Raw genomic sequence first — 22,317 nt, forward strand, 5'->3', positions numbered from 1 at the left:
GTAGATTGTGTTAAAAATGATTAAAGGTTATATGTTTTTATCTATTATAATAATCATGGCACTGGTGTTTGCAGCCTGTAGCACAGCACCAAAAACGAATTTGAATACGAATGCTCCGGCTGAAAGTACAATTGAGCCCAGAAAGGAGCCGCTCGATGCGGTAGAGCTGACAATCACGGCAGCTGCAAGCCTGACCGACGCTTTAACAGAAATTCAAAAGGCATATGAAGCTGATCACACTCACATTAAACTTAGCTTTAACTTCGGCTCTTCCGGTGCGCTGCAGCAGCAAATTGAGCAAGGGGCGCCAGTCGATTTGTTTCTGTCTGCGGCCGTTAAGAACATGACGGCACTTGTAGACAAGCAGCTGATTGATCCGAACCAACAAATCAATTTATTGAAAAATGAGCTTGTAGTTGTCGTTCCTGTTGACGATAAAACACCGATTGAAAGGGTAACCGATCTAACGAAGGCGGAAGTGAAAACAGTTGCAATTGGCATTCCGGAAAGCGTGCCTGCTGGCAGCTATGCCAAGGAAGCGCTGACGAACGCGAAGCTATGGGCTGCGTTGCAGGCCAAATCCGTACAAGCGAAGGATGTAAGACAAGTATTGCAATATGTAGAAACCGGAAATGCGGATGCAGGTTTTGTCTATAAAACAGATGCGCAGACAACTGATAAGGTAAAGGTCGCTTTTGCGGTTGATGCAGCATCTTATAAAACGATTCACTATCCGATTGGCATCGTAAAAGCAACTAAACATGCCAAGGAGGCCGAGGAGTTTTACTCGTATTTACAAACGCAAGAAGCGCTTGATGTATTTGTTAAATATGGCTTTTCGATTCTGAATTAAGCAGCACCTGCTGGACGATCGTTAGAGGCAGTCAGGTATATTAGATTAGGAAGAAATCATGATCTGCTTTTTTACAGCGGCTATTTGGCATTTGAAATTAATCTACCAGATTGCCACTGTATTATTGAAAAGCAATCCTCTCTTCCACAAAAAAAGGAAAACGCTTTCATCTAAAGAATATTATTAAGAGCATTCAACGCTGTTCGATTTGGATGATTAAACGAAAGGAATCAATTAATATGACGGAAGGATCAAACAGTTCATCCATGCAAATGTTGCAGTCGGAACTATATTCCTGTTTCTGAATGTCGGATCATTCATGTGGGAGGTATGCTATGAAAATTCATAAGTCGATCGATTGGAGGGACAATTTATATCTCTTTAATTATCTAAGGGTAAATACGGAGCCTGTTGAATACTTCCATGCCCACGACGGATTGGAGATCTTGTATATTCATGAAGGGGCCGGCAGCTACAACATTGGAAATCAAATGTATTCGCTTAAGCCTGGCACCTTAATTCTTATCAAACCTTTCCAAGTACACGAAATAAAAGTCATTGTTCCTCCGAATTACATTCGCAGCATATTAAAAATTAAAACGTCGGTCATCGATCGTTTCCTCACGGTGCTGCCGCAATTAACATCTGCTTTTATGCAATTGATGGAACTGAAGCTGCCAACTCAGGTTTTCCATTTGTCCTACAAGGATGCTTCTTATATTGAAAATCAATTTTTACAATTGCATGAAATGCTTACAATCGGTCCATCAAAGCTTCAGAAGGAAGTAGTCACTTTGTTTTTATTTCATTTTTTCAACTACTTTAATAGCCATATCTTTTCGCTGGACAAAAGTGCAGCACCCATGCATCCTGAGGCATCGTGCTCGAACGAGCCTATCGGCGCTATTGTGAAATGGATTGACAGACATTATAATCTGTCGTTTACCATTAACGATATGGCATCAGAGCTTCATTTTTCCCCTAATTATTTATCCAAGCTCTTCAAGGAGCAGATGGGTGTGACGATTATTGAATATACGAATGAAAAACGGTTGGAGGAAGCGAGAAGTCTTCTTGCCATGCATTTTTTGACCATTGAAGAGATTAGCCGGGAAACCGGATTCAATTATCCTTCGTATTTTATCGCTATGTTCAAAAAAAAGTATGGGATGACACCGCATCGTTATCGAATGTGGATGGAATAATGATATTTTCGAACAGAAAACTGTTATTAAAATTGTTTTATAATTAAAGCGCTTAAACTTTGTATTTGATTGAATTCGAAAGAGGTGGTGGCTTTACGAGTATGACGGGGATGGACCTCATCGGTAACGAATGATAAGGCTCTAATCGAAAGTGTATGAAAAACTAGGGAGGTTTGAAAATGAATAAACAATCATTAAAGCTAACCGTATTATCTCTACTTTGCTTCATGCTTGTATTCGCGTTTTACCCAAGTCATACCGTTGAAGCAGCAACAAAAACAGTACCAGCCGGCAATGTTGCCACTCTGCGCAGCTATTTAGCCAGTGCTCAGCCCGGCGATATTATTCAAGTATCAGGAACGTACAACATATCGGATGGATCGATTGCCACATCCAAAAGCGGTTCTGCAGGCAAGTATATCACGATCAGGGGAACGGGAAGCGGCGCTACGTTTAATTTCACTGCATCTGCAGGCAATGCGGCAGTTCATATCAAGCATAATTATTACAAGCTGGAAAATGTGACGATTAACGCGAATTCCAAATCAAACAAAGTATTGCTAATTGAGGCTTCGCATGGTTTCATAACCAATGTGACGGGCAAAAACTCGCTGTCGGAAGCCGTTAAGATTAGAAAAAACAGCCAATATTGGCTGATCTCGAACACCACTGTGCAAAATGCGGGGACAAGCGGCAAATTTGGAGAAGGCTTCTATGTAGGTGATGCGGATCAAAACTGGACGACTAGTCCTAATGCGGACAAAAGCGGCTATATTACCTTTCTGAATTGCAGCGCTATAAAAACAAAAAACGACGGCTTTGACTTCAAAGAAGGCACACATCATATAAAAGTGATTGGCAGCACTGTTGACTTCCAAAATACGGTGCCTGAATCTACTGTAGGCAACAACGGGATCTTCATGAGAGCCAATTATGTACAGATCATAAATACAACGGTTAAAAACAACAAAGCGACTGGTCAAGCATATAGAACAAGCAAAACGACGGCTTCTGACGGCGTGTCTTACGGTAACAATTTGGAGCTTAAGAATGTCAAGGCAACCAATATTTCAGGTGCAATGATTTATACAAACTATAGCTCAAATAAACTATTTACCGACTATACGATGTCCGGCGTTGCTGGAGGCCTCTATGCATCCGGCTCCAAAACCGCAACTTCTGCTAATCCGTCTACATTCGTCGAAATGACTTGGAGCGGTGAAGGCGGAGCGAAGTACGGTTCCTAAAAATGAAGCGCAGCTTGCAAAATAATTGGTAGATTCAGAAGCAGCTCATTCCTCAATTGAGGGAGAGCTGCTTTTTCTATGCCACAGCCTAAATCCTCTAAAGATCACCACTTTTCCTCATCCCCCTCTAATTTGTATCCTCCTATCAGCTATTGATAGTTATGTATTCATTGGTACAATTTTCTATTTGTTTATAGAATTGTTCTATTATTCAATCAATTTACATTTTGGTATGCTGGGTGTAGTTAAAGTTTATAAATCTCATAGGAATTGTATGAATTGAATATGCCCTTGTGGAAGTAGGTGAGTGAGTGGGGCAGCTGCTGGAAGTCGATCGATTACAGGTAGCTTTTCGGACCGATCAGGGAGAAATGATTTCGGTTGATGAAGTAAGCTTTAAGCTCGGGCATGGAGAGACTATCGCGATTGTTGGTGAATCGGGTTGCGGTAAGAGTGTAACTTCTCTTTCTATCATGGGATTGCTCGGAACAAATGGTTCTGTTCGCAGAGGAGAGATACGGTTCGATGGTTCAGCGTTAACCCATTGCACGGAATCACAGCTGCGCAAGCTTCGAGGCAAAGAGATTTCAATGATTTTTCAGGAGCCGATGACGTCATTGAATCCGGTCTTCTCGATCGGAGAGCAGATGGAAGAAACGATCCGCCTGCATCTGAACTTAACGCGTAAAGAAGCAAAGGTCGTTGCGGCAGAGATGTTAAGAAAGGTGGGGATTCCTAGGGCTGAAGCGATCTTAAAGGAGTATCCTCACGCTTTGTCAGGCGGCATGCGTCAACGTGTCATGATTGCAATGGCGCTCGTGTGCAAACCCAAGCTGCTCATTGCAGATGAGCCGACGACGGCACTTGATGTCACCATTCAGGCGCAAATTCTCGAGTTGATGAAAGAGCTTCAGTCAGAAAGCGGTGCGGCGATCTTGCTAGTCACGCATGATTTAGGCGTAGTAGCTGAAATGGCGGATCATGTGATCGTCATGTACGCAGGGCAAGTGGTCGAAGCGGCGGATGTATTTACTCTTTTCCGAGCGCCTCAGCATCCTTATACGCAAGGATTAATGAAGTCGATCCCGCGCCTTGATCAAGAGAACAAGGAGCGATTGCATGCGATCCCAGGTGTGGTTCCTTCGTTGCAGCATATGCCTGCAGGATGTCGATTCCATCCTCGCTGTTCGCATGCCGTCGAGCGTTGCCGACAAGCGCAGCCTGAGCTCATGCCAGCAGGACATGGGCATAGCGTGCGATGCTGGTTGGCGAGCGCTGCGGAAATAACGATTGCAGACCAAGTACAAGGGGGATCGCATGGCATTCCAGAGCTCGCTCGATAACCGGCAACTGAAGCAACCCCTTTTGCAGGTCGAAGGATTGAAGACGTATTACCCTATTCGAAGTGGATTATTTTCGCATACGGCGAGTCATGTCAAGGCTGTTGATGATGTTAGCTTTGCCTTGTATGAGGGAGAAACCGTTGGCCTTGTTGGCGAATCGGGCTGCGGTAAATCGACGATTGGGCGCACCATCGTTAGGCTGGAAAATCCTCGATCGGGTCGCATACTATTTAATAATGAAGATATTACGCACTATTCGCAGCGACAGCTGAAGCCTGTGCGCACACAGCTGCAAATGATATTTCAAGACCCTTATGCCTCTTTAAATCCAAAAATTCGGATTTACGACACGCTTGCGGAGCCTTTAATAGCTCACAAGCTGGTGAAGCGGAGCGAGGTGCAGCGTGAGGTAGACAATTTGCTTCAACTGGTAGGACTGCCTCGTTCGGCTAGCAATCGCTATCCGCATGAATTTTCTGGTGGGCAGCGTCAGCGAATCGGTATCGCCAGAGCGATTTCGTTCCGACCTAAGCTGATCGTATGCGATGAGCCCGTGTCTGCGCTCGACGTTTCGATTAAAGCGCAAATTCTCAATTTGCTTCAGGATCTGCAGGATGAGCTGAAGCTTACCTATCTGTTTATCGCCCATGGCATTGGTGAAGTGAAGCAGATGAGTACCCGGATTGCTGTCATGTATTTGGGTAAAATTGTGGAACTAGCTCCCGCAAACGATTTATTTCGCAAGCCAAGGCATCCGTATACGCAATTGCTGTTGAACGCGTATCCTCCACCGGACCCGACGCTAAGAAAGCAAAAGAGCGTTCTCCTTCACGGCGATGTGCCTAGTCCCGCCCATCCACCGGCTGGCTGTCGGTTTCATACCCGCTGTCCTTACGTGCAGGAGTTATGTACGCAAGTGGAACCTGTGCTTGCAGTAGACGACCATGCTGTGGCATGCCATTATCCACTTGCATAACGCGAAGGCGAGAAAAGGAGAGGGCTTGGATGGGAACATACATTGTTCGTAGACTGTTGATTGCCATTCCCGTATTTTTCGGGATTACGATTTTGAATTTTCTCATCATGAACATGGCTCCCGGTAATCCCGTAGATATGCTGATCAATCCAAATATCCCGAAAGAAATGCTGGAGCTGAGGAAGGAGCTGCTCGGACTGAATGATCCGCTCTATATTCAATATGTGAAATGGCTCGGCGGTTTCTTTAGCGGAGAACTCGGCTATTCCTTCAGCAGCTTCGCCCCCGTATCACAATTAATAGGAGAACGGATTGGGCCAACCTTGCTGCTCGCAGCCTCATCGATGCTGGTAGCGATATTGATCGCCATTCCAGTAGGGATAATAAGCGCAGTCAGACAGAATTCGAAGCTCGATTATATGATGACGGGTTTATCCTTTCTCGGCACGTCGATTCCTCCATTTTTTCTAGGACTAGGATTAATCTATCTGGCAGGCATTCAGCTGAAATGGCTTCCTACAGGAGGGATGTCGACACTTGGAGGAACAGGTGGGGCCGGAGATGTCCTCATACATATGATTCTGCCTGTCTTAGTACTGGGTGTAACGATCGCGGGTAAAAAGGTTCGGTACGTTCGCGCCAGCATGCTCGATGTACTCAACCAGGATTATTTGCGAACGGCTCGTGCGAAGGGGCTAAGTGAATTTATGGTGACGAATAAGCATGCACTTCGCAATGCATTAATCCCAATTATAACCGTTGTCGGAACGGAAATTCCTCTGCTGCTTGGCGGAAGCATTATTATTGAGCAAGTATTTCAGTGGCCGGGAATCGGGCAATTAACGATGGAGTCGATCCTATCGCGGGACTACCCAACGTTAATGGGGTTAAATATTATAGCTGCTTGCGTCGTACTCTCGACAAATTTCTTCACGGACATCATTTATTCGATCGTCGATCCACGGATTAAATACAGCTGACAGGAGGCCTGAGAAAATGTCCATACCGGAGATTCCATGGAGGAAAGACGTTTTCGCCTCCGGTGTGGGGAATGAGGACGAGCAACCAGCTAGCGAAATGGAGAGCTACACTAAGCAAGTGACGCGCAAGTTCTTCAAGCACAAGCTAGCGGTGTGGGGTCTTGTGACGACCCTTCTGCTGCTGAGTATCGTTATCTTGGCGCCATGGCTAGCGCCGCATAATCCCGATGAAATTACGGACGTTTTCTCGGCTCGTCCATCGCTTTCGCACTTGTTAGGTACCGATCAAGTGGGCAGGGATGTGTTAAGCCGATTACTTTACGGAACAAGGGTTTCCTTGTTGATTGGTTTTTCCACGGTTGCTTTGTATGTGACATTTGGTACTTTCATCGGAATGATGGCCGGTTATTATGGCAAGTGGCTGGATATGGGACTAATGCGAATCACTGATATCTTTTTGAGCTTTCCCTATATGATGGTTGTTCTCGTCATCGTTAGTGTACTTGGCGCAAACGTATCGACCATTATGATCGTCCTCGCGCTATTCAAATGGCCAACAATTGCGATGCTGGTCCGTGGAAGTGTTCTGTCCTATAAGCAAATGGATTTTGTCCGAGCAGGCATAGCACTTGGATATAGTACGCCACGCATTCTGCTGCGGCATATTTTGCCCAATGCCCTCGGTCCTATCATTGTAAATGCAACCTTTGGGGTGGCCAGTACCATTCTTAGCGAAGCCGGCCTGAGTTTTCTGGGAATGGGGGTCAAAGCTCCCCAGGCGAGCCTCGGCAACATGCTGTACGATGCACAGTCATTAACCGTATTGACCGAGCAGCAGTGGCTTTGGGTACCAGCCGGCTTTGTCATACTCATTACCGTTCTAGCGATTAACTTTGTAGGCGACGGACTGCGCGACGCATTGGATGCGAGACCTTAGCAAACAAACCATTTAGATGATTTTTAAATAAAAAAAAGCAAACAGACAATAGGGAGAGATACCAATGAAAAGAATGCTGCGATTACAAGGACTTATATTATTAACGATATTAATGATTTTGCTATCGGCGTGCAGCAAAGCAGCACCAACAGATGCTGAAGCAACAAACGAGCCTGCTTCGGAAGCGACAAATGCACAGGAGGCAACTCCTGATGTCAAAGCCAAAAAAACCTTGTACATCGGAATCGTCAATGCTCCTGTCACCTTAAACCAGATCAATACACAGGATAATTCGGCTTCCCTCGCCCCGATCAATTTACTCAATGATTCCTTGCTCGATGTAATCGATTCGGCAGCGTTTTTGCCAAAGCTCGCGGAATCCATCGAGTCGAAGGATAATCAGACGTTTCAGATCAAACTGAAGCCTAATGCCAAATGGAATGATGGAACGCCGTTTACGACGGCAGATGTCGCTTTTACGTTAAAGCTTGCGCTTCACCCTAAAGTCGATACTTCATTCCAGCTCAATTTCATAGAAGGATTAAATGATGCAGGGAAGCTAGACGAAGGGACGACGGAAATTTCGGGTCTCAAAATTATTGATCCGACCACCTTTGAGATCAAGACTAAAACGCCAATTGATCCGCTAGTGTTCAATGAACGATTCGGAGTTAAGGTTAATTTCTTGCCGGAGCATATTCTCAAAGACGCTGATCCGGAGCAGCTATCAACAAATCCCTATTTTCAGGAGCCGAAGGTGACGATTGGTCCATATAAATATGCAAACTATGAGAAGGGCCAATTCGTTGAGGTTGCAAAAAACGAGAATTACTATCTCGACGTACCTAAGATTGACAGCATATTCATAAAGGTGCTTCCAGCCGCTAATCTTGTAGCACAGCTGCAAACAGGAGAAATTCAAATGAACTCTTTACCGGTCGGGCTTGTCCCGATTACCGATTACGATAAAGTGAAGGGCTTTGAGAATGTGAACGTAACATCAGCTACTGCCTCTGAGCCGGCTGAAATCTTCTTTAATACGGAGAAGCTGTCTGATAAAAAAATCCGTCAAGCGATCGCACATGCCTTGAATCGTCCGCTCATCGTCGATCAGCTCTTGAAGGGACAGGCAGAAATTATTGACGGCGGAGTTCCAAGCTCGCACCCATACTTTAATAAGAACATTGCAAATTACGATTACAATCCGGAAAAATCAAAGCAGCTCCTGCAAGAAGCTGGCTGGGACTCCAAACGCAAGCTTACGTTTTTGATTCCGGTAGGAAATAAGGTTCGCGAGCAAGCGGCTGATATTTTGGTACAAAACCTAGAAGCTGTTGGCATTAAGATAGACGTCCAAAAATTCGATTTCCCTACGTTGATCGATAAAGTCGAGAAAGGCGAGCATGACCTTACCATTTTCACAAGAGATTACTATATCGAGCCAAGCCTCTATTTTACAACCTATAAAAGCAATGATCCCGAAAGTGTAATTCGATATAACAATCCATTAGTCGACGAACTCATCAAAAAAGGGGAACAAGAAATCGTAGAGGCGAAGCGTCACGAGATCTATAACCAATTGCAAGAGGTGTTGCATGAAGATGTCCCAACGCTCGCTGTCTATTCCGAGAAACGTTTGCAGGTCGTATCAAAAAGCGTTCTCGTAGGCAAACCGCTCAATTTGGGTACGTTCAACAATGTAAACCAGTGGGATTTGGAAACGAAATAGACGCAGCTGGCAACAGAAGCAGAAGCCATGCCGTCATAAATCGGTTATGAGGAATTTATTCCTTTATAATAAATAGTTCTATCAAAAATTGCAGGAGGTGCAAGAAAAATGGCAGATTTAAATTGTTTAGTTTGCAAGTCGGATATCGAAGTGGAAGAACAAGCAACTACGGGTGAAATCGTGGAATGCGAAGCTTGCGGACAAGAACATGAAGTTCAAGTAGCATCCAACCTCGTCACGATTGCTCTGGCTCCAGAAATTGAAGAAACTTGGGGAGAGTAGGTAACGAATATATGGACCAAAATAGCGCTATTTTATTGTGTGTGACGAAGCTTCGGGAGGAAGAGCAGCGCATTATCGAACATCTCAAAAATTTACGAATTCACGTACAAGTGAATCTGGATTCAATGGAATTGCCGCTAGGGGGCTCTGATGTAGAGCCCTTCGGGCTCGCGCTGATCCGCTGCCTTTCTCAGAAAAACGCGTTGAATCGAGCACATCTGCTCGAGCTGGCCGGTCTAGAAACGCTGAATTCGGTCAAAGCGATTACGATTTGCACCAATAAAATACATCAAGCAATTGTGTTTCAGAAGCACGGCATTCCTCAGCCGCATTTTAAAATAGCTTTTACGCCTGAGAAGCTGTTTGATGCGCTACGTTCATTTGGAGATCTTTGCGTCATTAAACCAGCAACTTCATCATGGGGCAGAGGAATTGCGAGAATCACTGGGAAAGAATGCTTGGATGGCTGGATTGCAGCGCGAGAATCCGTCGACCCTGGGCATCAATCATTTCCGGTATTAGTGCAACAATTTGTAGAGAAGGGGGATTATGATATACGCGTTGTCATTGTCGGCCGTAAACCAATCGTAGCGTTTCGGCGGGTTTCAGCTGATAACTGGAAGACGAATACACATTTAGGTGCGGAAATCGACCCAATCGCAATTAATGACGAGATTGCATCTATTTGCAGGCGATTGACTGAGGTATTAGGGGAAGGCATTTATGGTGCAGACTTATTTTATGATTATAAGGAACAGCGCTACGTCGTATGTGAAGTGAATCAAAACCCGGAATTTGCGAAGTCGTGGAAAATCCATGGCGTCGATGTGGCTTATCATATCGCACAATATGTGAAGGAAACGATAGAACTGAAAAACAGGGAAAACCTCGCGGTTATTTCCAAGTAGATAGGGAGGTTATATAGGAATGGGAGAGGCTACGTTAACGAAGTCAGAAGCTGTCATACAGAAAGAAAACTATTTTTCACTTTCATTTGTGTTATCGAGAGTGCTGAATTCAGGCGTCATTATGAGTATTGAAAAGAATGATCATGAATTAAAGGGGCTTGAGAAAAGTATAGCCAAGCTCACTAAAACAAAATATGTCTCCTTATTTAATAGCTATACGGGTGCGATTCATGGTGCGCTATGGGGACAGGAGCTTGGCTATCATTCGACTACGCGACTAGCTCATCCTACTGATCAAGAAAGGAAGTTTATTCATTGGTTAGGGATTACGCTCGTATCAGAGCCGCATGTGAAGCAAGCTTATGAGTTGATTGCTGTAAATCAGGAAAATATCAACCACTTGAATCAGATTGTACAGGGGGCAAGCGGCCAAGCGCCTGTACTCATCTTGGATTTTACAGGATTAGGCTTTGGACCTGTTGCTGCCATCGCAGCAAATGATGAGCTTATTTGGAAAAGAGCTGAACGATTAAAAATATTTGGCGCCTTTGATCTTCAAACGATGTGGACGCAGGAAGAGAGCGAGCCGAATCTGCAGCCAGCCGTTCAATTTAACTACAGGCTTAGCCCGCTGGTGGCGGCATGTGTGAAAGTATCTCTACTCAGGAGGAATCCTTCATGATCAAGACAGACTTTATTCGCAAGCCGCTCCAGCTGCCTTCGGATGATTGGCTTCAAGATCCATTAGCCTTTCATGGCGGGCCAGCGATCATTCCAGAGGATGTGAGAAAGACCAATTTTCCGATCATTACGAAGGAAGACGTCATTCAAATGCTCGTCTCCATCCAGCAGGATGGCGATCAAGTAGTTGATGAGTTCAAGGAAGCGTATCGCAATTATGTAGGGGCCAATTACGCAATTGCTGCGGCAAGCGGCACATCGAGCTTGCACCTCGCTTTAGTAGGCGTGGGTGTACAGCCCGGTGATGAGGTCATCGTGCCTGCATTTACGTTCATTGCAACCGCTCAGGCGGTCGTAGCGGCGAAAGCGATCCCGATTTTCGTTGATATCGACCCGATTACGTATTGCCTAGATCCGGTACAAGCGGAACGAGCGATAACGAGCAAGACGAATGCTATTATGCCTGTACATGTGCATGGCTTGCCGGCTGATTTGCCAGCGCTAAGACGTCTAACGGATAAATATTCGCTGCGTCTCGTAGAAGATGCCTCTCATGCGCATTCTGCTTCCATACACCAGCAGCTGGCAGGTTCAATTGGCGATGCCGCGGGTCAAAGCTTGATGGCGGACAAGAACTTTCCGGTTGGCGGGGAAGGGGGCATCGCTTTCTTCAAAGAGAAGGAGGATTATGAGCGTGCGCTGGCATTTCTAGCGTCCTCGGGCATTGATTACCGCATGTCGTGGATTGCAGCTGCATTCGGACTAAGCCAACTCGACCGCCTTCCGTATTATGATGCGATTCGTGCACGAAATGCCGCGTATTTAACGAATGCACTTTCCGAGACGAAGCTGTTCAGTGGACCATTCGTACCAGAAGGCTACAACCACAGCTATAACATGTATCGTGTCAAGCTGTCGCCAGAGCGTCTAGGATTAGGTGATCTAGAAGACTTTCGGGTGAAGGATGCCGTTCAGCAGCTCATTAATCACGAAGGGGTCTACGCACGCGAATGGCAAAATGTGCCGATCCCAGGCCATCTCCCGTTCAAAAATCGGATCGGCTTTGGAAATGGTTATCCGTTCACCTTATCGGATCGAAAGGATTTTGGATATGATCTGAATCATTTTCCCGAAACGTTAAAAATGCTGCGCAGCAGCTTGACGATTTGCAGAGAGCTGAGAACGCCGGTTGAATATGAGCGAATTCAAGCCTATGCATTGGCGTTTAAAAAAATTGATGCGAACCCGCATATCATTCGTGAAATCGCAGAGCAAGGCAGCGATCTTAAGGTGCTGTATGAAAGGGACGCTAGACTCGGATGAGCATAACAGAGACAGGGAAAAAACGAGTAGCCATACTTGGCGGCAGCGGGTTCACTGGCGCTGAATTATATAGGCTGCTGCGCAAGCATCCTTACTTTGAAGTTGAATTTGTATCCTCCGAATCGAAGTCTGGCTATCCGGTGGATAAGTTCTATATCGGATCGATTCATAAGAAAAAGATTAGCTCGCTAAAGTTCAACAAAGCAGCTGAGCTGAACGGTCATTACGATGCAATATTCTCATGCTTGCCTACAGGTTCCCTGCCTAAAATCATCCAGCAGGTGGCAGAGCATACGGATTATATCTTCAATGTAAGCGGCGATTATCGCATAACAGATACTGATCTATTGAACCAGCATTATCCCGAGACCTTGAAGCATGAGTTCGAAGGCGGATGGCATTACTATATTCCGGAGTTCAGTCCAATCAATCCTGCGGTGAAGGTGGTCAATCTTCCGGGCTGTATGGCGGTAGCGACTCTATATACGCTCTATCCGCTCGTAGCGCATGATTTAATTGAAGGCCGTGTGGTCACGGATGCCAAGACAGGCTCAAGCGGCGGCGGAAAATCGACGACAGAGCATCATGCGGAACGCTCCCATAACTTTAGAGCCTATAAAGTTCATGGTCATCGGCATAAGCCCGAGGTGGAGCATGCGCTGACGTCTCACTTGGATCGGTCCGTGAATCTGCAATTTTCCGTCTTCAGTCTCGATCTACCGCGAGGGATTATGGCGACCTCCTATTCCTTGCTCAAAGAGCATGTGACAGACGTAGATGTGAAAAAAGCATTTTACAGCACCTATGCATCCAAGCCTTTTCTCCATTATTTCAACTCAGGCAGTGGTTCGCCCATGATTAAGACCGTCGTAGGTACGAACTATGCCGAGATTGGTGCATATGTAGAAGGACGGAATTGTGTATCCATTGCTACCATCGATAATTTGATAAAAGGAGCCGCGGGGCAAGCCATTCAGGCAGCCAATCTTTATTTCAACTTCCCTGAGGAGGAAGGTCTGCAATTTGAATTTGAAGGAGCGTGGCCTTGATGAGCAAAGGCAGTCTATATGTCATCAAGCTCGGCAGCAGCACGATTGTGAACCATCCTAAAGTATTTGAGGAAATCAATCGCATCGTGAAGCGAGGGAACCAAGTCCTGCTTGTGGCAGGCGGGGCGGAAGCGATTAAACAAAAATATGAATCGATTCAGCGTGAAATGCCTTTTCTCACATTGCCATCAGGTGATGAGGTGCGGTACTGCGCTCCCGAGGAGATGCCTTTTATCCGCGCTGCCTATCACGAGAACATCCTGTCGACGATTCAAACGCATTTGAAGGGATTCGGACTATCCGTATTCGCTCAGCTAGGCGGTGATCAAGGGCTAGTGTTTGGACAGAAAGCCAAACCGTTGAAGGCAATCAAGGATCAGCGAACGGTGATCGTGCGGGATTCCTTGTTTGGTCATTTTGTCGGCAGTCATGCGGCATTTCTGAAATCGGCTTTATCTGCCTTTGATGTCGTATGTCTCACGCCGCCGATCCTTGATCCCGAGCTGGATGCCTATATAAACATCGATGCGGATGTACTGGCAGCTCATTTAGCCGTCGATTTAGAAGCACATCACTTGCGCTTTGTTACTGGTACGGCTGGACTGCTTGAAGATATACAAGATCCGTATTCAACGATCGCGAATGTCTATACGGATGATGAATTAAGCTCCGTCCAAGGGCGTATGAAGCAAAAGGTGCGAGCAGCCAAACTGGCGATCCGCGAAGGCATCTGCGATGTGAATATATCGGGACCTCATACGCTAGAGAACACGAGCAAGACTTGGTTTTGGAATGTGGACCGGGAGCTTGGCGCATTCGATCTGCTAAATAAGGTCGCGCGCATTCCTTCGGTTTCCGAAGATGAGCATGAGCTTGCAAAGTACTTATTAGAAACGATTAACTACCCGTCGGTGTCGGGGAAGATTGACGAGGCGGGGAACATCGTATTCCGCAAAGGGAACGGTCCCCATACGCTTCTGCTGTTAGGACATATCGATACGGTTCCGCATGTTTGGCCGGTTCGTACCGATTCGAACGGCATCACAGGCAGAGGAATCGTGGATGCCAAAGGCTGCTTCGTTAATTTTATTCATATGCTGCAGGAGGTTGATGTTCCTGAGCAGGGATCTTTGCTCGTTATCGGCGCTGTAGAAGAGGAAATCTCATCTTCCAAAGGAGCACATTTCATTCGCGACAATTACTTGGCGGATGCGGTTATCATTGGCGAGCCTAGCGGCGAAGAGAGCTTAACTCTCGGATACTACGGACTGTTCAAGCTGCAAATTACGATTCATCGTGCGCAGGAGCATACCGCGGCCAAGGATAGTACAAGTGTCATCGACGAGCTGTATAACGTGGTGGCGGATATCCGCCACCTTGTACGGGAAGTTGATCCACAGTCTTTATCCTCTCTTATCGATATTGAGCATCGTAATGAGCATGGCTTTCTAACAGTTAAAGGGACGCTGAATTTTAGAATATCGCCAGCGGCAGGCAACGATTACAGAAATAAGATTGACTTTTCATTTGGTGACGGTGTGACCGTTGAAGTATTGCGTGCAACACCGGGATTCGCCAATCCACGTTCGGACAAATTGGTCAAAGCGTTTGTTCGCAGCTTCGCGAAGCAAGGGAAATCCATTCACTACATCAAAAAACGCGGAACGAGCGACATGAACACGCTTGCGACAACATGGCAATCCGTTCCGATGGTGGCCTATGGCCCAGGGGATTCCAGCTTGGATCATACGAATGAAGAGTATCTTCACAATAATGAGGTGGAAACGACAAGAACGATTTTGAAGGAAGCCGTAAACGAATGGTTTCGGCTGCGATTGGAGGAATAGATGGAGCAAACGATACAAGCGCAAAGGGAGCATAGTGATGCGATTCCAATGCTTATCGAACGAGCCAAAGAAGCGAGAAAATTGATAATCGATATGGCGGCTACCTCTACAGGCTGTCATATTGGAGGAAGCCTTTCGGCCATCGATCTATTGATCGGCACGTATTTCAAGTATGTTGATGATCCCAATACCGTCATCATTCTTAGCAAGGGCCACGCAGCAGCGGCATTATATGCCGCTCTGCATGTGTATGGCATCATACCGGATAATCCGGCGGAGAGTTACGGACAGAAGGGCTCTTTGTTTACGGGCCATCCCAACCATAAGCTTCCGGGCATTCCTTTCGCTACAGGGAGCTTGGGACATGGCATTCCATACGCAGCCGGCTGGGCGCTCGCTCAGAAAATGAAACGAACAAATGGATTAGGCATTGTCATTGGCGGGGATGGAGAATTGCAGGAAGGGCTGTGCTGGGAAACCGCTCAGATTGTGCAAGCCCAAGCGATCACGAATTTTGTCTATATCGTCGATTGCAACGGAGGCCAGAATGATGGTTATGTCCATGATATTTCGCCAATCCGCAACCTGCGTGAACGATTTGAAGCGTTTGGCTTCGCTGTCAAAGAAATTGACGGACATCATTTCGAGGAAATCGTTGCCGCGATTGAACCAGTACCTGATAGACCGGTCGCCATCCTAGCTAACACGATTAAAGGAAAAGGCGTGCCTGCGATTGAGGGAAATCCGGATGCGCATTATGCGAAAATCCCTTTGAAGCTGGCTCAAAAATGGAAGGTGAGTATTTCATGACGAAGTCCGGGAGAGATACGTATAAGGATGAGCTCGCCAAGCTCGCTGCAAGCAATGACCAGATTATATGTATGGAAGCCGATTTAGGCGGCAAAAATCATCCTTTTGGACAGCAGCATCCCGATCGTTTTTTTAACCTAGGTATTGCAGAACTAGCTGGTATTGATATCGCCGCAGGACTTGCCGAGGCAGGTTATGTTCCATTCTTCTCGACCTTTGCCTCTTTTGCAGCTTTGCGTGCTTCCGAAAGCATCAAGCTGACAATGGGGTACATGGGCAAAAATGTGAAGGTCGTTGCTTCATACGGGGGTGTTTCAGGCGGATGGTTCGGCACGACGCATCATGCGCTCGAGGACATTGCTGTCATTCAATCGTTTCAAAATATCCGAATCGCTTGCCCGCATGGCGAACAGGAAACGATAAAAGTGATACAAGAAGCAGCAGCTTCGGAGGAGCCATACTATATCCGGCTATCTAGAAATGATGCATTTGACAGCTTGCACCGAGATGATGCGTTGAGCTGTAGAGACATGATTGTGGAGGGAGAGGTGACCCTCGGCAGATCGCGATTATGCTTGATTTCTGTCGGAGAACAAGCGACGGAGCTGTGCAAGCAAATCGTTCAAGAAGACGATTCCATTGTGCATGCACATTTATGTTATGTCGATATTCAAAGCTTGAAATCGTATAGCGAGCAATTACGCGAATTGTCCGATCGATTTCTAGTTGTAGAGGAGCATCGTGCAACCGGCAGTACAGCGTCCTACCTTGCGCTTTTATTGCCCAAGCTTCAAGTATATGCCCATCATTGCGGCGAGCATTGGCCGATTTATGGCGGTACACATACTGAGGTTCTGGATTATCTAGGCTTTGGTCTCGAGCCTTTGAAACAACAAATTCAGGAAATCGCAGGTGGTATCGATGGTTTTTAGCGTACTAAAACCAAGAAGTTTTCGCCATTATTTTATCGCTGATATTGTTTCTGGGTTTGGCGTAGGGATGAGTACGATTGGCGCGAACTGGTATCTCATGGATCAAACGAAATCGATAACCTCCATCGGGTTTATGCTTTCCTTAAATGTCATCGCAGGCTTCCTTATTTCTGCATTTGCAGGCACCTTGATTGACAAGTGGAATCGGAAAACGATTATTCTATGGGCCAATATCATTCGAGCCGTTTTATTGCTTATCATTACGGGTGCTTTTGTATGGACGGGTTTTCGAATTGAATACCTTTATGCGTTTGCCATTATTAACGGGATGGGATGGGCCTTGTATATGTCTGCCTCGCGCAGCTTGGTGCAAGAGCTTCTTCCCGAGAAGGATCTCATTCATGGCAACTCCTTAATCGAGATCAGCTTGCAAGTGGGCATGTTCATGGCCGGAGCCTTATCAGGAATTTTATACAAATATGTAGGTTTTGAGGTTATTCTCCTTCTGAATGCGCTCGCCTTTATCGTAAGCAGCTTCTTTCTGAGCCGAGTACAATATACACCCATTCCTACCGAGAATGATGAGGAATCCTTTTACGGCACGTTTAAAAATGGCATTCGCTACTTGGCGGAACGTCCTTATATTTTCCTATTAGGAATCGTATCGATTATTCCACTCGTTTGTACGATGGTATACAACGTCGTTCTTCCTGGCTATGTCAGCACTGCAGTCAAAGGAGATTCGGTCGTCTTTGGATTATCGGATATGTTCTACGGCATTGGAGGGCTATTGTCTGGCTTTATAGCGGCACCCTTGGCGAGGAAATTATCGCAAAACGGAACGATTCTACTATTTTTCCTCATCTCCGTATTGAACTTAGTGGCTGTTGCTTTTAACTCCACAATACTATTGTTGTATGTTGGCAGCGTGTTGATCGGCTTAACGAACTCTTCGCTGCGGATCTTAATGACAACGACATTGATGGAATCCGTCTCCAAATCCTATATGGGTAGGGCGACATCGGTCTGGATGGCGATATCCTTGCTTTTGCAGACCGTCTCAGCAACGGGGCTTGGCGTTATCATTGATCGCTATTCTCCCGGCGTAGGCTTTATCTGCATGAGCGGTTTAATGGCCATCGGATTTGTCGTGTATTACGTGCTAAATAGTAGAGTAACCCAAAAGAAAGCGCTAGAAGCGTGAGCTCATGCTTGAATCAGGTCAGTTCCACAAACCTTTAAGGAGGAAAATGATATGACGAGGACCAAAACAGTCGCTTTTGTTGAACCGAGTTTCTATGGCGTTAGCTTCGCTAGAGTTGCTTTTGAGCAGGGACATAGAGTCATTTCTATCGTCTCTTCCACAGAAAATCCGCAAAAATATGGCTATGAAGGCATTTATCATGATCTCATCGTGGCTGATATTCGTGACGAAGAATCGCTCTATCAAGCTATAATCAATTCAGCCTATGTAGATCAGCTCGATGCGTTAATTCCTGCTACCGATTACGCGTCCCATTTGACGGCGAAGGTGGCTGAGCGGCTTGGCCTAAGAGGAGTCCCCTATGAGGCTGCGCTGAGATCCAGAAATAAGGATTTGGCTCGAGAGGCATACGCCGAACACGGTGTTCCGAGTGCAAAATTCAAGAAGATCAGAACCTACGAAGAAGCCGCTGCGGCAGCGGAGGAAATAGGGTATCCCGTGGTGTTAAAACCGACGAATTGCGCGAGCAGCCAAAATGTTTACTTCATCAATAACTTAACTGAGCTGCAGAATGCGATGGATATCATCGTTGCGTTCAAAGTAACCTATATGGATTTTAAAGTCCGCGAAGAATATTTAATTGAACAATATTTGGATGGACCGGAATTTAGCGTGGAGCTGTTCGTGAAGGATGGCGAGGCGATTTTTTCGACCGTTACGGAAAAGATTACGTCGCCATTGCCTTATTTTGTTGAAACTCTTCATACGCTGCCTACATCCGTATATGCGGAGCGTGAGGATGAAATCGTTCGTACCGCCGCAGACGCGTTAAAGGCCATTGGCATTACGAATGGTCCAAGTCATGTGGAAGTGAAGCTTACGAGCACGGGTCCGCGCATTATTGAGGTGAACGGGAGACCGGGTGGGGACAACATTTCCTCAGACTTACTCGTGCAGGCGTTCGGGATCGATATTTTCGAAGCGACTGTGAACTACTACTTGGATAACGCTATTGATATTCAGAAAAAGCATAATCGAGCAGCTGCAATTGCTTATGTGACTGCGGATCGCGATGGTATTTTCGAAGGAATAGAAGGGCTTGAAGTTCTGCAGCAGCATGCGAATGTTGTCCGCTCACATTTCTCGGTATCTGCTGGCGATGCCGTTACAGTAGCAAAAAGCTCGGATGATCGGCTGGGTTACCTCATTACCGTAGGCGATACTCCGCTACAAGCGAAAGAACTGGCCCTTTCGCTTATTGGAAGCTTGAAAGTGATTTATCAGCAGCAAGAGGCAGAAATAGCGAAGGCATAACTGAAAGCACAGAGTAGAGGAGATGAGGTTTACTAATGGGAATCGCCGTAATCTATGGAAGCTCGCGTAAAAATGGCAACTCGGAGCAATTAGCCAAACGATTAGTTGAAGGGTTTGAAGCAGATAACATCTATTTGTCTGACTATACAATTGAACCTATCACAGACTACCGCCATTCTGAGAAGGGCCTTTATCCGGATGACGATTATCATCATGTGATCGAACGGGTATTGGCACAGGATGTTCTTGTATTTTCGACTCCGATTTATTGGTATGGCGCATCCGGGCTGACGAAAACGTTCATCGATCGTTGGTCCCAGTCATTACGTGAAAATAAAGCGGAATTTCTAGCTAAATTAGCGACGAAAACAGCGTACGTGATCGGCATTGGCGATGATGAGCCTCATCTAAAAGGGCTTCCGCTTGTTCAGCAATTTCAATATATTTTTAACTTTACCGGCACGAATTTTGCTGGCTATATTCTAGGCAAGGGCAACAAGCCGGGAGATATATTGCAGGATGCGGTATCCTTGGCGACGGTGGAGGAAATCCGGAAGAAGTGGGGAGCGGTTGCAGCTAAAGACGCTAAAGACGAAATCATTTTATAATAGTTTGGAAAGGGATAGGATAGGAATGGCAAATCAATTTGCCGGAATAAGAATCTGCTCATGTGAAGCCTTAAATAAGGGCGATACTTTGCATGGAGCTTGCATCGCCTGATTACTACAAAGCGATTGGCAATTAAATGAACGTGAGTAGCGATGCTTGCAACAAAAGGATGGGTATGATAAGATGCGGTTAATTTAAAGATTGGAGTTGAAAAGTCTAATGTAATATTTCTTGCGCTCTATATAAAATAATAAAACACTATAAGCGGTTTTTTTCGCATGTTTTATTCTTTATATGCAAGAAAGTTACTTTTTCTTTTCACTCAAACAATATATCCTAATCTAACTCCGCCGTAGTTGGGGGTTGGATTAACTGTATTTATTTGAGCTACAAGAAAGTAACTTTCTTGTAGCTTTTATATTTTCCATACAGGAGGATTATTTCATGTCATTAATAAATGTTACCAACCTGACTTTTGCCTATGAGGGCAGTTACGATAACATATTTGAAAACGTAAATTTTCAAATCGATACCGATTGGAAATTAGGATTCACGGGAAGAAACGGAAGAGGGAAGACAACATTTTTGAGCTTGCTGCTTGGTAAATATGAGTACAGCGGAAATATTTCTGCTCATGTCAGTTTCGAATATTTCCCTTTCCCTGTTGAGAACAAGGAAAACAATACCATCGATGTGATCAACGATATTTTCCCAGACTATCTGCACTGGAAATTAATGCGCGAGCTTTCCTTGCTAAAGGTTTCAGAGGATGTTTTATATCGGCCCTTTGATTCATTGTCGAGCGGAGAGCAAACGAAAGTGCTGCTGGCTACTTTATTTATTAAAGAAAACAGTTTTCTGTTGATTGATGAACCAACCAACCATCTTGACATGCATGCAAGAAAACTTGTCAGCGATTATCTCAAAACCAAAAGCGGATTTATTTTGGTTTCGCACGACAGATCATTTCTTGATAACTGCGTAGACCACATCCTTTCAATTAATAAAACAAATATTGAGATTCAAAAAGGAAATTTTTCCAGTTGGTGGGAAAATAAAAGGAGACAAGATAACTTTGAGCTTGCCGTGAACGACAAGCTTAGAAAAGACATTAGTCGCTTGTCGGATTCTGCGAAACGGACGGGAAACTGGTCGCACGAAGTGGAAAAATCAAAGAACGGAACAAGAAACTCAGGTTCCAAGGTAGATAAAGGATATGTTGGCCACAAGGCTGCTAAAATGATGAAACGCTCTAAAGCAATTGAGCAAAGACAGCAATCCGCCATTGAAGAAAAGTCGAAGCTTCTTAAAAATATTGAAAACGCTGAGAGCTTGGAGATTTCGCAACTTGCTTATCATAAAAACGAGCTTGCTAAACTGGATCATGTCTCGATTTTTTACGAAGAGAAGAGGGTTTGTACAGATTTAAGTTTTACAATTGAGCAAGGAGAGCGAATTGCTCTTTCGGGAAAAAATGGTTCCGGAAAATCAAGTATCATTAAGCTTATTTGTGGTGAGGATATAAACTATAAAGGCACCTTCATTAAGGATGGTCAATTGAAAATTTCCTATGTATCGCAGGACACATCCCATCTTCAAGGCCATTTATCTGACTTTGCTGCGGACCATGGAATTGATGAAAGCCTGTTTAAAGCGATTTTAAGAAAGCTTGATTTTTCCAGAGTTCAATTTGAAAAGGATATATCAGCTTTCAGTGGAGGACAAAAGAAGAAAGTTCTGATCGCAAAAAGCCTTAGCGAGAAGGTTCATTTGCATATTTGGGATGAACCGCTAAATTTTATAGATATTATTTCTCGCATGCAAATTGAAGAGTTATTGCTTGAATACGCTCCAACCATTCTTTTTGTGGAGCATGACAAGGAATTTTGCAACAATGTTGCAACAAAGATCATTGAGCTCTAATGGAAATCTAGGAATGGCCGGTAGAATAAATCTGCCGGCTATAATTATCCTGAATTACGAAAGCCCAATATAATAAGCACAGGCGGCTACACAATTAGGGAAAACTATCCATTTATAGGATGAGTATTTAGTGATAAGTTGTTTGACGGTGAAATGCAGCTAGAA

Annotated in this window: 20 protein-coding genes; all 20 read left to right on the top strand. The window is 45.3% G+C overall.

Features of this window, described 5'->3' with window-relative positions; all coding sequences use genetic code 11:
* Positions 1 to 7 precede the first annotated feature (7 nt).
* Positions 8 to 853: a molybdate ABC transporter substrate-binding protein gene (gene modA / locus AC1TPC_RS06065; RefSeq protein WP_482065949.1), complete on the top strand. Its 846-nt coding sequence runs from the start codon at positions 8 to 10 to the stop codon at positions 851 to 853.
* Between the two features lie 335 nt (positions 854 to 1,188).
* The gene (locus AC1TPC_RS06070) at positions 1,189 to 2,058 is read left to right on the top strand and encodes a helix-turn-helix transcriptional regulator (protein WP_482065950.1); all 870 of its coding nucleotides are present in this window, start codon (positions 1,189 to 1,191) and stop codon (positions 2,056 to 2,058) included.
* A 179-nt stretch (positions 2,059 to 2,237) separates the two neighbouring features.
* Positions 2,238 to 3,305, top strand: coding sequence for a right-handed parallel beta-helix repeat-containing protein (locus AC1TPC_RS06075; RefSeq protein WP_482065951.1), 1,068 nt, complete (start codon positions 2,238 to 2,240; stop codon positions 3,303 to 3,305).
* 311 nt (positions 3,306 to 3,616) lie between these two features.
* The gene (locus tag AC1TPC_RS06080) at positions 3,617 to 4,648 is read left to right on the top strand and encodes an ABC transporter ATP-binding protein (protein ID WP_482065952.1); all 1,032 of its coding nucleotides are present in this window, start codon (positions 3,617 to 3,619) and stop codon (positions 4,646 to 4,648) included.
* Positions 4,623 to 5,624 carry an ABC transporter ATP-binding protein gene (locus AC1TPC_RS06085; protein ID WP_482065953.1) on the top strand — a complete coding sequence of 334 codons (1,002 nt, stop codon included), beginning with the start codon at positions 4,623 to 4,625 and terminating at the stop codon, positions 5,622 to 5,624. Before AC1TPC_RS06080 ends, AC1TPC_RS06085 begins: the two co-directional genes overlap by 26 nt.
* A 29-nt stretch (positions 5,625 to 5,653) precedes the next feature.
* On the top strand, positions 5,654 to 6,604 hold the full coding sequence (locus AC1TPC_RS06090) for an ABC transporter permease (RefSeq protein WP_482065954.1): 951 nt from the start codon (positions 5,654 to 5,656) through the stop codon (positions 6,602 to 6,604).
* A 16-nt stretch (positions 6,605 to 6,620) separates the two neighbouring features.
* Positions 6,621 to 7,541 carry an oligopeptide ABC transporter permease gene (opp4C, locus tag AC1TPC_RS06095; RefSeq protein WP_482065955.1) on the top strand — a complete coding sequence of 307 codons (921 nt, stop codon included), beginning with the start codon at positions 6,621 to 6,623 and terminating at the stop codon, positions 7,539 to 7,541.
* Between the two features lie 64 nt (positions 7,542 to 7,605).
* Complete coding sequence (locus AC1TPC_RS06100; RefSeq protein WP_482065956.1) at positions 7,606 to 9,270, top strand: ABC transporter substrate-binding protein; 1,665 nt, start codon at positions 7,606 to 7,608, stop codon at positions 9,268 to 9,270.
* Positions 9,271 to 9,378: 108 nt separating this feature from the next.
* On the top strand, positions 9,379 to 9,552 hold the full coding sequence (locus AC1TPC_RS06105; RefSeq protein WP_482065957.1) for a lysine biosynthesis protein LysW: 174 nt from the start codon (positions 9,379 to 9,381) through the stop codon (positions 9,550 to 9,552).
* Between the two features lie 11 nt (positions 9,553 to 9,563).
* On the top strand, positions 9,564 to 10,460 hold the full coding sequence (locus AC1TPC_RS06110) for a RimK family alpha-L-glutamate ligase (protein ID WP_482065958.1): 897 nt from the start codon (positions 9,564 to 9,566) through the stop codon (positions 10,458 to 10,460).
* Between the two features lie 19 nt (positions 10,461 to 10,479).
* Positions 10,480 to 11,142, top strand: a complete 663-nt coding sequence (locus AC1TPC_RS06115) for a degT/DnrJ/EryC1/StrS aminotransferase (protein ID WP_482065959.1) — start codon at positions 10,480 to 10,482, stop codon at positions 11,140 to 11,142.
* On the top strand, positions 11,139 to 12,464 hold the full coding sequence (locus AC1TPC_RS06120; protein WP_482065960.1) for a DegT/DnrJ/EryC1/StrS aminotransferase family protein: 1,326 nt from the start codon (positions 11,139 to 11,141) through the stop codon (positions 12,462 to 12,464). Before AC1TPC_RS06115 ends, AC1TPC_RS06120 begins: the two co-directional genes overlap by 4 nt.
* Complete coding sequence (gene argC / locus AC1TPC_RS06125; protein WP_482065961.1) at positions 12,461 to 13,513, top strand: N-acetyl-gamma-glutamyl-phosphate reductase; 1,053 nt, start codon at positions 12,461 to 12,463, stop codon at positions 13,511 to 13,513. Before AC1TPC_RS06120 ends, argC begins: the two co-directional genes overlap by 4 nt.
* Positions 13,513 to 15,360, top strand: a complete 1,848-nt coding sequence (locus AC1TPC_RS06130) for a M20/M25/M40 family metallo-hydrolase (protein WP_482065962.1) — start codon at positions 13,513 to 13,515, stop codon at positions 15,358 to 15,360. Before argC ends, AC1TPC_RS06130 begins: the two co-directional genes overlap by 1 nt.
* Complete coding sequence (locus AC1TPC_RS06135) at positions 15,361 to 16,170, top strand: 1-deoxy-D-xylulose-5-phosphate synthase N-terminal domain-containing protein (RefSeq protein WP_482065963.1); 810 nt, start codon at positions 15,361 to 15,363, stop codon at positions 16,168 to 16,170.
* The gene (locus tag AC1TPC_RS06140; RefSeq protein ID WP_482065964.1) at positions 16,167 to 17,102 is read left to right on the top strand and encodes a transketolase family protein; all 936 of its coding nucleotides are present in this window, start codon (positions 16,167 to 16,169) and stop codon (positions 17,100 to 17,102) included. Before AC1TPC_RS06135 ends, AC1TPC_RS06140 begins: the two co-directional genes overlap by 4 nt.
* Positions 17,092 to 18,306, top strand: coding sequence for an MFS transporter (locus tag AC1TPC_RS06145; RefSeq protein ID WP_482065965.1), 1,215 nt, complete (start codon positions 17,092 to 17,094; stop codon positions 18,304 to 18,306). The genes AC1TPC_RS06140 and AC1TPC_RS06145 overlap by 11 nt, the downstream gene beginning before the upstream one ends.
* A gap of 51 nt (positions 18,307 to 18,357) precedes the next feature.
* Positions 18,358 to 19,620 carry an ATP-grasp domain-containing protein gene (locus AC1TPC_RS06150; protein ID WP_482065966.1) on the top strand — a complete coding sequence of 421 codons (1,263 nt, stop codon included), beginning with the start codon at positions 18,358 to 18,360 and terminating at the stop codon, positions 19,618 to 19,620.
* 35 nt (positions 19,621 to 19,655) lie between these two features.
* Positions 19,656 to 20,228 carry a flavodoxin family protein gene (locus tag AC1TPC_RS06155; protein WP_482065967.1) on the top strand — a complete coding sequence of 191 codons (573 nt, stop codon included), beginning with the start codon at positions 19,656 to 19,658 and terminating at the stop codon, positions 20,226 to 20,228.
* A 445-nt stretch (positions 20,229 to 20,673) separates the two neighbouring features.
* Positions 20,674 to 22,152, top strand: coding sequence for an Lsa family ABC-F type ribosomal protection protein (locus AC1TPC_RS06160; RefSeq protein ID WP_482065968.1), 1,479 nt, complete (start codon positions 20,674 to 20,676; stop codon positions 22,150 to 22,152).
* Positions 22,153 to 22,317 lie beyond the last annotated feature (165 nt).

The organism is Paenibacillus sp. Y280, assembly GCF_056786335.1.